The sequence below is a fragment of the Streptomyces sp. NPDC057302 genome (assembly GCF_042667685.1).
In the GTDB taxonomy this organism is placed as follows: domain Bacteria; phylum Actinomycetota; class Actinomycetes; order Streptomycetales; family Streptomycetaceae; genus Streptomyces.
The window spans coordinates 218245-229542 of sequence record NZ_JBHUZJ010000005.1 but is presented as its reverse complement, the minus strand read 5'-3'; the positions used below and the strand labels follow the sequence as shown (position 1 = coordinate 229542).

Genomic DNA, 11298 nt, shown 5'->3' with positions numbered 1-11298 from the left:
GGAGGCGACCTCGAAGAGGCCCGCGTAGGCGGTCAGGCCCGGCATGCCGAGCCCGAATCCCTAGCGTGCCCAGTGACCGATCGGCCCCGCCTTCGTTCCCCCGTACGGGGGAGGCAAACTGATCTGAACCGAGGTGTACGTGATGGTGGCCCCGCCGGACAACGACGTGCTGTGGGCACGCGCCCTGCACGTCACGCACAACGGCTCCCCCGCTCTCACCGGCGTATCGCTGGGTGTGCGCGAAGCCGAGATCCTCGCCGTCACCGGCCCGCGCGGCAGCGGCAAGACGACCCTCCTGCGCTGCCTCTGCGGCCAGCTCCTGCCCGAGCGGGGCGAGGTCTGGTTCAACAGCACCCCGGTGCACACGATGGGCCCGGTGGTCCGCGAGCGGCTGCGCCGCGACCGCTTCGGCTGGATCGACCCGGAGCCGCACCTCGTGCCCGAACTCACGGCCTGGGAGAACGTCGCGCTGCCGCTGATGCTGCGCGGCGAGGGTCACCGGGTCGCCAAGACCGCGGCCAAGGAGTGGCTGGAGCGCCTGGACATCGGTGACTGCGCCCGCAAGCGGCCGCACGCGCTGCTCCAGGCCCAGCGCCAGCGCATCGCCATCGCCCGCTCCCTGGTCACGATGCCGTCCGTGATCTTCGCCGACGAGCCGACCGCGCCGCTGCACCGCGCCGACCGCGCCCACGTCCTTCGTACGCTGACGACCGCGGCCCGCTCGCACGGCATCACGGTGGTCCTGGCCACGCACGACGCGGAGGTCGCCGCCCTCGCCGACCGGACCGTCGCGCTGCTGGACGGCAGGCGTGTCAACACGGTGCATCTGCCGGGGGCCGGTGGGCCCGCGGAGGCGGACGATGCGGGAGGGGCCACTGGTGCCGAAGGTGCTGCCGCTGCTGCCCCCGCCTCCCCCTCCGCCTCCGCCTCCGCGGACGGCGACTCCGACGACGCGGAAGGCCGGGCCGCGTGCTCGCTCTCCGTCTAGCGCGCGGGGCCCACCCCCTGGTCCAGCTGCGCAGGCTGCTCGTCGCCACCGCGTCGGCCGGCACCGGCTTCCTGCTGCTGTGCACGCTGGGGTACGCGATGGGACACCCGCACGCCTCCGCCGGCGCCCTGCTGCGGCTCGCCTGGTGCGTCGCCCCGATCGCCGCCACCGTGTACTTCGCCGTCACCGTCGCGCGCACCGACCCGGCGACCCGCCCGCGCTCCGGGCTCTCCGCGGTGGGACTCGGCCCGGCCAAGCTCACGGTCCTCGCCGCGATCTCCACTGCCGTGGCGTGCACGCTCGGCTCGATGGTGGCGCTCCTGTTCTTCCTGCACCTGCGCGGGGATCTGACGGGCCTGCCGTTCGACGGCGCCGCGGCGCATCTGCTCGCCGCCGACCAGCCGTTGCCCGTCGCCGCGGCGCTCACCCTGCTCGCCGTCGTCCCGCTGACCGCGTCCGCGGCCGGCGCCGCCGCCCTGCGGCCCCGGCCCCCGAAGCGGCCCGACGAGCAGGACGGCCTGGCCAGGACCGACCTGCCGGCCACGCCGCCGAGCGGGCTGCCCTGGGGGATCGCGCTCCTGGCGGCGGGCCTCGCCGTCGAGGCGTACGCGAGCCGCTCCCCCGGCGCGTCGGAGCTCAGGATGCCGGGCGGTCTGACCGGCAGCCCCGCGGGCGTGCTCGCCGGCTGGACGCTCACGGCGGTGGGCCTCGTGCTCGCCGGCCCCGGCCTCACCTACTTGTGCGGGCGGATCCTGCAGTCGGTCAGGCCCGGCGCGATGCGGCTCCTGGCCGGGCGCGGGCTCCAGGAGGAGGCCCGGCGGATCGGACGGCCGCTCGGGGTGCTCTGCGCGGTGGGCTCCGGGGCGTACGCAGCGCTCACGCTCTACGCCGGCGACCGGCCCGCCATCGGACCGATGACCATGCTCGGCTCGCTGCTCGTCGCGGGCTGTGCGGCCCTGACTGTGGTCACGGTCGCGATCGAGGCCAAGCACGCGCGTGCGGACACGACGTCGGCGCTGCTCCAGCTCGGTGCTCCGACGTCGATGCTGCGCGGCACCGCCGCACTGCGGGCAGGCACGCTCGCGGCCGTGGTCGGGCCGCTGACCTGGGTGGTCGCGGAGCTGGCCGCACAGCCGCTGGCGGGGTGAGCGGGCGCCGCCGAACGCGCGGAAAGAAATTCCGCGGCGGGCGATGAGTTCCGCGTCGAACGTACGTCTACCCCTGCACAAGGCAAGGCACGCCCGGCGCACACACGCGTACACGCGCACACACGCACCGGCGCCACGCAGAACTCACCGCAACGGGAGACGCCACATGTACCAGCAGATGATCTTCGTGAACCTCGCCGTGAACGACGTCGACAGCTCGAAGAAGTTCTTCACGGAGCTCGGCTACACGATCAACCCGCAGTTCACGACGGACGACTGCGCCTGCGTCGTGATCAGCGACACGATCGTCGCGATGCTGCTGAGCAAGCCGCGCTACCGGGACTTCACGAAGAAGGAGATCGCGGACTCGACGACGACCAGCGAGACGCTGCTCTGTCTGAGCGCCGAGAGCCGCGAGAAGGTCGACGAACTGGTCGACAAGGCGGTGGCGTCCGGCGCCACGGAGGGCAAGACGCAGGACTTCGGCATGATGTACGGCCGCGCCTTCGACGACCTGGACGGCCACACCTGGGAAATCATGTGGATGGACGAGTCGGCGGTCCAGGGCTGAGGGGGCGGGGGCGCGGGGCTGCGAGCGCGGGGCTGCTGCGGGCCGGAGCGGGGCTGACGGCGGGCCTGGGGCTACGGACAGCCGCAGGCCTGACGCCGGGTGCCTTGCGTGGTCTGCTTAGCATGGGCGGATGCAGCCGACTCCCGAGCCCGACTCCGCGTCCGCATCCGCCCCCAGGCCCACGCCCCGACTCCCGGGCGGCGACCGCGAGATCGAGTCGCTCGCGGAGTTCGACGAGATCGCCGCGAGCGGCTCGCTCGCCGGGTGCCGCGTCCAGGCGATAGACCTGACGGCGCGTACGACCGCGTTGACGGCCTGCGACGCCACGGGCGCGGTGTTCCTCGGCTGCGCCATGGAGCAGAGCGCGGTGGACGCGATGCGGACCGCCGGGGCGCTGGTCTTCCCGCCCGTCCCGGGCCTGCCGTTCGACCCGTACCGCGGTCTTCTCTACACGCCGGAAGAGCTCTTCGCGGGACTCTCCGAGGGTGGGTACGAGGCGACTCCCGACGCCCGTGCGTACGCCTGGTTCCAGGAGACCAAGGCCGACGGCGACGTCTTCTCCTCCATGCTCCGCGCGATCCACGACGACTCGGTCTCGGACGCCCTCGACGAACTGCTGGTCAGCGCGCGGGTGGTGGGCGTCATGGGCGGCCATGCGATGGCCCGCGGCACGGAGGCGTACGAGGGCGCGGCCAGGCTCGGCCGCTCGCTGGCCCGCGCCGGGTTCACGGTCGCCACGGGCGGCGGCCCCGGCGCGATGGAGGCGGCGAACCTGGGCGCGTACGCGTCCGTCTTCCGCGACGAGATGCTGGACGAGGCACTCGAACTCCTCGCCAAGGCACCGTCGTTCAGCCCCTCGATCTCCGAGTGGGCGCGCGCCGCCTTCGACGTCCGCGAGCGCTGGCCGTCGGGTGGAGCGTCGGTGGGCATCCCCACCTGGTTCTACGGCCACGAGCCGCCGAACGCCTTCGCCACCCAGCTGGCCAAGTACTTCGCCAACGCCACCCGCGAGGACGGCCTCCTGGCCCGCTCGAACGCGGGCGTCATCTTCCTCCCCGGCGCGGCGGGCACACTCCAGGAGATCTTCGACGCGGCGACCCCGAACTACTACGAGTCCCGCGGCGAACCGGCCCCGATGATCCTGGTGAACCACGACCACTGGACGAACCGGCTCCCGGCATGGCCCCTGCTCCAGGCGCTGGCGAAAGGCCGGTCGATGGAGTCGAGGATCGCCCTGGTGGACACGGTGGAGGAAGCACCGGACGCGCTGCGGGGCTTCAGCCCGTCCGGCATCTGAGGACGCACTCGGCGGGCGGCGAAGCCGGTGATGACGGCGCTCAAGGCCCCGGCGCAGCAACAGCGCCGCGGCCCACGTCAGCCGAGAACCACGACATCCCCCGCGTCGAACGCGACCCCCACCGTCTCCCCCACCCCGGGCGCATCCCGCAACGCACAGGCGGCCTCAAGTCGCGGCCCCGCCCCGGGCTCCAGATGAACGGCAACGTGCGTACCCCGGAAGGTGCGCGCCGTCACCGCGCACGGCAGCCCCTCGTCGGCGGGCACGAGCCGCACGCCGGCCGGCCGCACGAGAATCCTGCACCGCCCGTCCGCCGCGCCGTCCGGCACCGGAACCTTGCCCCAGGCGGTGTCCGCCACGTCACCGGCCACCGTCGCGTCGACGACGTTGTCGAAGCCGAGGAACCGCGCCACGAACTCGTCAGCGGGATGCCGCCAGACCTCAAGTGGCGTACCGGACTGGGCGATCCGCCCCTCCCGCATCACCACGACCCGGTCCGCCAGCGCGAACGCCTCGCCCTGGTCGTGCGTGACCGCGAGCACCGTCGTACCCAACTCGTCGAAGAGCTCACGGAGTTCGACGACGAGCCGCTCCCGCAGCGACCGGTCGAGCTGCCCGAGCGGCTCGTCCAGCATGAGCAGGCGCGGCCTCGGGGCGAGCGCACGCGCCAGGGCGACCCGCTGCTGCTCACCGCCGGAGAGCGAGGCGACGGCCCGCCGCTGCGCACCCGGAAGCCCCACGAGGTCGAGCAACTCGGCCACCCTGTCGGCCTGTTCACCCCGCGACGCCCCATGCATCCGCAGCCCGAAGGCGACATTGCCCGCCACGTCACGCTGCGGGAACAGCTGGTGGTCCTGGAACATCAGGCCGACCCCACGCTTGTGCGCGGGCACGCCCCGCTGGTCCCTCCCGCCCAACAGGACCTGACCGCCGTCGAGCTCCTGGAGCCCGGCGACCGCGCGCAGCAGCGTCGACTTGCCGCTGCCGCTGGGCCCGAGCACGCACACGATCTCGTGCTCGTCGACCGCGAGCCCGACCCGGTCGAGCACGGCCCGCGCCCCGAACCGCACGGTCGCATCGGCGAGCGTCAGCAAACCGGCACCGCCTGTACCACCTGCATTCATCAGAACTCCCCGGTCGTGCGGTCGGTACGGAGCCGTTCGAGCAGCAGCAGCGACACCGCACACACCACCATCAAGATCGTCGAAAGGGCCATCGCCTGCCCGTAGTTGAGCTCACCGGCCCGCCCGAGCAGCCGCGCAACGGCGACCGGAAGCGTCGGGTTGTCCGGCCGCGCGATGAACACGGTCGCGCCGAACTCCCCCAGGGACACGGCGAAGGCGAACCCCGCGGCGATGAGCAGCGCCCGCCGCACCATCGGCAGGTCGACCTCCCGCCACGCCCGCAGCGGCGACGCGCCCAGCACGGCCGCGGCCTCGCGCAGGCGTCCGTCCACCGCGCGCAGGACGGGAAGCATGGTGCGTACGACGAAGGGCACGCCCACCAGCGCCTGCGCGAGCGGCACCAGGATCCAGGTGGAGCGCAGGTCAAGCGGAGGCTTGTCCAGCGTGATCAGGAAGCCGAAGCCGACCGTCACCGCGGAGACCCCCAGCGGCAGCATCAGCAGCGCGTCGAACCCGCGCACGAGCCGCCCGGCCTTGCGGGTGAGCGCCGCCGCGGCGAGCCCGCCGATCACCAGGGCGATGGCGGTGGCGGCGAGCGCGTACTGGAGCGAGTTCCAGACCGCCTCGATCGGCGGGACGAGGAACGCCCCGCCCTCCGCCGATGTCAGTTCCTTGTAGTAGGTGAAGCCATAGCCGCCGGGACCGCTCAGCGACCGCTCGATCAGCACGCCGAGCGGCAGCACGATCAGCACGGCGATGGTGGCCATGACCCCGGCGAGCAGCGCCCACTGCCCCGCCCCACGCGGCCGCCGCGCGACCGTGGAGGCGTCGACCAGCTTCAGCGCGGTCTCGCGCCGGCGCACGGTCCACGCGTGCACGGCGAGGATCACGCCGACCGCCGCGAACTGCACGATGGTCAGGACGGCCGCCGTCGACAAGTCGAGGAGCTGGGCGGTCTGCCGGTAGATCTCGACCTCCAGGGTCGAGTACGCGGGCCCGCCGAGGATCTGCACGACACCGAACGAGGTGAACGTGAACAGGAAGACCATCAGAGCCGCCGCGGCGACCGCGGGCCCGAGCGCGGGCAGCGTCACCGTCCGCCAGGCGGTCCACCGCGAGGCGCCGAGCATCCGCGCGGCCTCCTCCTGACGCGGGTCGAGCTGCGCCCAGAGCCCGCCGACGGTCCGTACGACGACGGCGTAATTGAAGAAGACGTGCGCGAGCAGAATCGCCCACACGGTCGTGTCGAGCCGCACGCCCCACATCTCGTCGAGGAACCCACCCCGCCCGAGCAGCGCGAGGAACGCGGTCCCGACGACGACGGTCGGCAGCACGAACGGCACCGTGACGACCGCCCGGAGCAGCTGCTTGCCCCTGAACTCGAAGCGCGCGAAGACGTACGCGCCGGGGAGCGCGATGAGCAGCGTGAGCGCGGTCGACGCGAGCGCCTGCCAGGTGGTGAACCAGAGCACGTGCCGGACATCGGACTGCGCGAGGACATCGACAACGCGCCCGAACTGCCACTCCCCGCCCACCTTCAGACCGCGCGCGACGATCGCGGCGACCGGATAGGCGAAGAAGACCGCGAAGAACGCGACGGGCACGGCCATCAGACCGAGCCGCGCCGCACTCCCGCGCGCGAGCCCCTTACGGGCCCTGCTTACTTCAGTACGAGCGAGGTCCACGACTTGACCCACTGCTCGCGGTTGTCGGCGATCTTCTTCGGGTCCAGGGTCTCCGGCTTGTCGATCGTCGCACCGTGCTCGACGAACAGCTCGGGCAGCTCGGCCTTCTCCCGCACCGGGTTCACGAACATGTTGAGCGGCATGTCGTTCTGGAACTCGGAGCTGATCAGGAAGTCGAGCAGCGCCTTGCCGCCCTTCTCGTTCTTGGCGTTGCCGAGCAGACCCGCGTACTCGACCTGCCGGAAGCAGGTGCCGGTCGCGACGCCGGTCGGCGCCTCCTTGGGCTGCGGCTTGGCGTAGAGCACCTCGACGGGCGGGGACGAGGCGTAGGAGACGACGAGCGGCCGGTCGCCCTTGGCCTTCTTCCCCCCGGCGGACCCGGAGAACTCCTCGTCGTAGGCCTGCTCCCAGCCGTCGACGACCTTGACGCCGTTGGCCTTGAGCTTCTTCCAGTAGCCCTGCCAGCCGTCGTCCCCGTACTCGGCGGCGGTGCCGAGGAGGAATCCGAGGCCGGGCGACGAGGTCGAGGCGTTCTCGGTGACAAGGAGGTCCTTGTAGGCGGGCTTGGTCAGATCCGCGAAGGACGTCGGCGGCGCCAGCTTCTTGTCCTTGAAGTACTTCTTGTCGTAGTTCACGCAGATGTCGCCGCTGTCGACGGGCGTGACGCGATGCTTGCCCTGATCGGCGCGGAACTGCGGAAGGACCTGCCCCGACCCCTTGGCCTCGTACGACTGGAAGAGGTCGTTGTCGAGCGCGCGCGAGAGAAGCGTGTTGTCGACACCGAAGAAGACGTCCCCTTGCGGGTTGTCCTTCGACAGGATCGCCTTGTTCACGGCAGCGCCGGCGTCCCCGTCCTTGAGGACGTTGACCTTGTAACCGGAACTCTTCTCGAACGCCTCCAGTACATCCTTGGAGACGCTGAAGGAGTCGTGGCTGACAAGCGTGACGCTCTTGGAGTCGGCCTTGTCGCCACTGTCCGACGAGCCGCACGCGGATAGCGCGACGAGCGAGAGGCCGACCGCGACAGCGGTGAAGGTGACCTTCTTGGTGGTGCTCACTGAGTTCAACTGAGTTCATTCCTCCTGGAGTGACCAGGAAGAGACGCGGCCCTGCCCACAGCCCTGAAGGGGCCGCGGGCAGGGCGCAACAGCTTGAGTGATGTCCGAACTTCCTACCTGGAATGACCCGGGCAAGGTTCAGAGGGTCTGCGGCCATCCTGTCCTTGGTGCCGCACTCTCAGCGCTGTGGCGCTCCCCTGTCGGAATATGAAGATGTGTTCCGGCCAGACTAACGCTCCGACGCGGCGAGCTGACCGCACGCCCCGTCGATCTCCTGACCACGGGTGTCACGAACAGTGACGGGCACCCCATGGGCGGCAATGGCATCCACGAAGGCCTTTTCGTCTTCCGGCCGCGACGCCGTCCACTTCGAGCCCGGCGTCGGGTTCAGCGGGATCAGGTTCACGTGCACGGGCTTGTTCTTGAGCAGCCGCCCGAGCCGGTCACCGCGCCACGCGTGGTCGTTGATGTCCCGGATCAACGCGTACTCGATCGACAGCCGACGCCCCGACTTGGCGGCGTACTCCCATCCCGCGTCAAGGACCTCACGCACGTTCCACCGCGTATTGACGGGTACGAGGGTGTCGCGGAGCTCGTCGTCGGGCGCGTGCAGCGAGATGGCGAGGCGGCACTTGAAGCCCTCGTCGGCGAACCGGTGGATGGCGGGCACCAGGCCGACGGTCGACACGGTGATGCCACGCTGCGAGAGCCCCACACCATCGGGCTCGGGGTCGGTGAGCCTGCGGATGGCCCCGGTGACCCGGTTGTAGTTGGCGAGCGGCTCGCCCATCCCCATGAACACGATGTTGGAGAGCCGTGCGGGCCCACCCGGGATCTCCCCGTCCCGCAGCGCCCGCATCCCGTCCACGATCTGGTGCACGATCTCGGCGGTCGTCAGGTTCCGGTCGAGACCGGCCTGCCCGGTCGCACAGAACGGGCAGTTCATCCCGCACCCGGCCTGCGACGAGATGCACATCGTCACGCGGTCGGGATAGCGCATGAGCACGGACTCGACGAGCGTCCCGTCAAACAGACGCCACAACGTCTTGCGGGTGGTGTCGTCGTCACAGCTGATGTGCCGCACCACGGACATCAACTCAGGCAGCAACGCCTCTTGCAGCTTCTGGCGCGAACCGGCGGGAATGTCGGTCCACTGCTCCGGGTCGTGCGCGTACCGCGCGAAGTAGTGCTGCGAGAGCTGCTTGGCGCGAAACGGTTTCTCGCCGACAGCGGCGACGGCTTCCTTGCGCTCGGCGGGCGTGAGGTCGGCGAGATGCCGCGGCGGCTTCTTGGCTCCGCGGGGCGCGACGAAGGTGAGTTCTCCGGGTACAGGCATGGTCCATCCAGTGTCGCAGACGACGGGAACCCGGCCAGGCCACGGCCCCTCGTAGCGCCATCTGTGCGCGGTGGCGGCACCTGTACGCGCAAGAGCGCCGCCCGGCGGCGGTTCCTGGCGGTAACCGGGGGCATACGCGAGCAATGACCTCTTGCTGTGTCGCATCGGTTCAACTGGCGGAGAAGTGGCAAGGCCCCCCGTGGTTCAAATGGGTCTTCCTCGGTGTGTGGGTGCTCTGCGCGGTGTTCATCCTCGTCAGGCTGCGCAAGAACGGGTGGAAGATTCCCCGGCGGCGCTGAGAGACGGAGCGACACGGAGAGGGGCCCGCCGTCCATGGACAGCGGGCCCCTCACGTACAGACGGGCGCAGGTCAGCCGGACCCTACGAAGATCACCAGCAGCAGCCAGACCACCGGAGCCGTCGGCAGCAGCGAGTCGAGGCGGTCCATGATGCCGCCGTGGCCGGGGAGCAGCGTGCCCATGTCCTTGATGCCGAGGTCCCGCTTGATCATCGATTCGCCGAGGTCACCGAGTGTCGCGCTCGCGGCGACGGCGAGGCCGATCAAGAGGCCCTGCCACCACGTGCCGCCGTCGATCAGGAACTCCATGCACAGCGCACCGCCGGCCATCGCGAACGTCACCGCGCCGACCAGGCCCTCGCGGGTCTTGCCGGGGCTGATGCGCGGGGCCAGCTTGTGCTTGCCGAAGCGCCAGCCGATCGCGTACGCCCCGGTGTCGCTGACCACGGTCAGGAGCAGGAACGTGAGCACCCGCATCGCGCCGTCGTCCGCGGTGAGCATCATCGCCACGAACGTCGCGAGGAAGGGCACGTAGAACGCCGCGAAGACGCCCGCCGTGACGTCCTTCAGATAGCCGTCGGGCGGCTCGGTCATCCGCCAGACGAGTACCGCGAGGGCGGTGAGCGCCATGGCGACCCAGGCGCCCTCGGGCCCGCGGACGTATCCGGCGACGACCATCGCGGCGCCGCCCACCGCCAGCGGGACCAGCGGCGCCTTGATGCCCTTGCGCTCCTCGAGCCGCGAGGTGAGCTCCCAGAGACCGACCACGACGGCGACCGCTATGACGCCGACGAAGACGGCCTTCACGATGAAGAGCGACGCGACGATCACCGCGCCGAGCCCCACGCCGACTCCTATGGCCGCCCCGAGATCACGGCCCGCGCTCTTCTTCTGCGGCGCCTGAGGCGTCTGAGGCGCCCCAGGCGCGCGGGGCGCCTCGGGGGCGGGCTGCGATGCGCTGGGCATGGGCTCCCGGGGTACTTCAGGCATGTCAGGCACGATGGGCATGGGCTGCGTCTCTGCTGGATACAGGGCGTCTTGCGCATCGTACGCGGGACCTGCCGGGGCAGCCCCTTGAGCAGGGCCCTGGTCGGGCGGCCCCCAGTACCCGGTTCTGGGAGGCGCCCCCCAGGAAGAGTCGTTCACGGATCGGATTCCTCAGTCCTCAGACCTCGAGCCCTAGCCCTCAGACCTCGAGCAGCTCGGCTTCCTTGTGCTTGAGCAGCTCGTCCACCTGAGCGACGTACTTCGCGGTGGTGTCGTCGAGCTCCTTCTCCGCGCGACGGCCCTCGTCCTCGCCGATGTCGCCGTCCTTGATCGCCTTGTCGATCGTCTCCTTGGCCTTGCGGCGGATGGAGCGGATCGAGATCTTGGAGTCCTCGGCCTTGGTCTTGGCGACCTTGATGTACTCCTTGCGGCGGTCCTGCGTCAGCTCCGGGAACGTCACCCGGATGATGTTTCCATCATTGCTGGGGTTGACGCCGAGGTCGGAGTCGCGGATCGCCTGCTCGATGTTGCGCAGCGCGCTCTTGTCGAACGGGGTCACCACGGCCATCCGCGGCTCGGGCACCGAGAACGAGGCCAGCTGATTGATCGGCGTAAGGGCGCCGTAGTAGTCAGCCACGATCTTGTTGAACATCGCCGGGTGCGCACGGCCTGTGCGAATCGCGGCGAAGTCCTCCTTGGCGACCACGACGGCCTTCTCCATCTTCTCCTCGGCCTCGAGGAGGGTCTCTTCGATCACCACTTGCTCCTGGTGTTGTGAGTGGGCTGGGGCGCCCCCACACGGTGAA

The 11298-nt window shown here is 70.6% G+C and carries 10 protein-coding genes and 1 riboswitch; of the genes, 4 read left to right on the top strand and 6 right to left on the bottom strand.

What is annotated here, in order from left to right:
• The first annotated feature begins 142 nt into the window (after window positions 1-142).
• The 4 genes from ACFUPX_RS06615 (at window position 143) to ACFUPX_RS06600 (ending at window position 4004) form a co-directional block, all read left to right on the top strand.
• Complete coding sequence (locus ACFUPX_RS06615; RefSeq protein WP_383316978.1) at window positions 143-988, top strand: ABC transporter ATP-binding protein; 846 nt, start codon at window positions 143-145, stop codon at window positions 986-988.
• Window positions 970-2136 carry a hypothetical protein gene (locus ACFUPX_RS06610; protein WP_383316975.1) on the top strand — a complete coding sequence of 389 codons (1167 nt, stop codon included), beginning with the start codon at window positions 970-972 and terminating at the stop codon, window positions 2134-2136. Before ACFUPX_RS06615 ends, ACFUPX_RS06610 begins: the two co-directional genes overlap by 19 nt.
• A 166-nt stretch (window positions 2137-2302) precedes the next feature.
• A complete protein-coding gene (locus tag ACFUPX_RS06605; RefSeq protein ID WP_383316973.1) occupies window positions 2303-2707 on the top strand; it encodes a VOC family protein in 405 nt (134 codons plus the stop codon).
• Window positions 2708-2837: 130 nt separating this feature from the next.
• Window positions 2838-4004 (top strand): LOG family protein, encoded by a 1167-nt coding sequence (locus ACFUPX_RS06600; protein ID WP_383316968.1) that lies wholly within the window; start codon window positions 2838-2840, stop codon window positions 4002-4004.
• Between the two features lie 77 nt (window positions 4005-4081).
• On the opposite strand, the gene ACFUPX_RS06595 is transcribed toward ACFUPX_RS06600, so the two are convergent.
• From ACFUPX_RS06595 to frr, 6 genes are all read right to left on the bottom strand, one after another.
• Window positions 4082-5128, bottom strand: coding sequence for an ABC transporter ATP-binding protein (locus ACFUPX_RS06595; protein ID WP_383316965.1), 1047 nt, complete (start codon window positions 5126-5128; stop codon window positions 4082-4084).
• Window positions 5128-6738 (bottom strand): ABC transporter permease, encoded by a 1611-nt coding sequence (locus tag ACFUPX_RS06590; RefSeq protein WP_383316962.1) that lies wholly within the window; start codon window positions 6736-6738, stop codon window positions 5128-5130. The genes ACFUPX_RS06595 and ACFUPX_RS06590 overlap by 1 nt, the downstream gene beginning before the upstream one ends.
• A gap of 50 nt (window positions 6739-6788) precedes the next feature.
• Window positions 6789-7871, bottom strand: coding sequence for a thiamine ABC transporter substrate binding subunit (locus ACFUPX_RS06585; RefSeq protein WP_383316958.1), 1083 nt, complete (start codon window positions 7869-7871; stop codon window positions 6789-6791).
• A 92-nt stretch (window positions 7872-7963) separates the two neighbouring features.
• Window positions 7964-8080, bottom strand: a riboswitch (TPP riboswitch).
• Between the two features lie 20 nt (window positions 8081-8100).
• Entirely contained in the window at window positions 8101-9207 is a 1107-nt protein-coding gene (gene rlmN / locus ACFUPX_RS06580; RefSeq protein ID WP_383316954.1) for a 23S rRNA (adenine(2503)-C(2))-methyltransferase RlmN, read from the bottom strand.
• A gap of 370 nt (window positions 9208-9577) precedes the next feature.
• Window positions 9578-10651 (bottom strand): phosphatidate cytidylyltransferase, encoded by a 1074-nt coding sequence (locus ACFUPX_RS06575; RefSeq protein WP_383316950.1) that lies wholly within the window; start codon window positions 10649-10651, stop codon window positions 9578-9580.
• Window positions 10652-10691: 40 nt separating this feature from the next.
• Window positions 10692-11249, bottom strand: coding sequence for a ribosome recycling factor (gene frr / locus ACFUPX_RS06570; protein WP_383316946.1), 558 nt, complete (start codon window positions 11247-11249; stop codon window positions 10692-10694).
• Window positions 11250-11298: the final 49 nt, after the last annotated feature.

Excerpts from the sequence above, each read along its gene's own strand:
- ACFUPX_RS06615 (WP_383316978.1), top strand. The coding sequence starts at position 143 with ATGGTGGCCCCGCCGGACAACGACGTGCTGTGGGCACGCGCCCTGCAC.
- ACFUPX_RS06605 (WP_383316973.1), top strand. The coding sequence starts at position 2,303 with ATGTACCAGCAGATGATCTTCGTGAACCTCGCCGTGAACGACGTCGAC.
- ACFUPX_RS06600 (WP_383316968.1), top strand. The coding sequence starts at position 2,838 with ATGCAGCCGACTCCCGAGCCCGACTCCGCGTCCGCATCCGCCCCCAGG.
- ACFUPX_RS06595 (WP_383316965.1), bottom strand. The coding sequence starts at position 5,128 with ATGAATGCAGGTGGTACAGGCGGTGCCGGTTTGCTGACGCTCGCCGAT.
- ACFUPX_RS06590 (WP_383316962.1), bottom strand. The coding sequence starts at position 6,738 with ATGGCCGTGCCCGTCGCGTTCTTCGCGGTCTTCTTCGCCTATCCGGTC.
- rlmN (WP_383316954.1), bottom strand. The coding sequence starts at position 9,207 with ATGCCTGTACCCGGAGAACTCACCTTCGTCGCGCCCCGCGGAGCCAAG.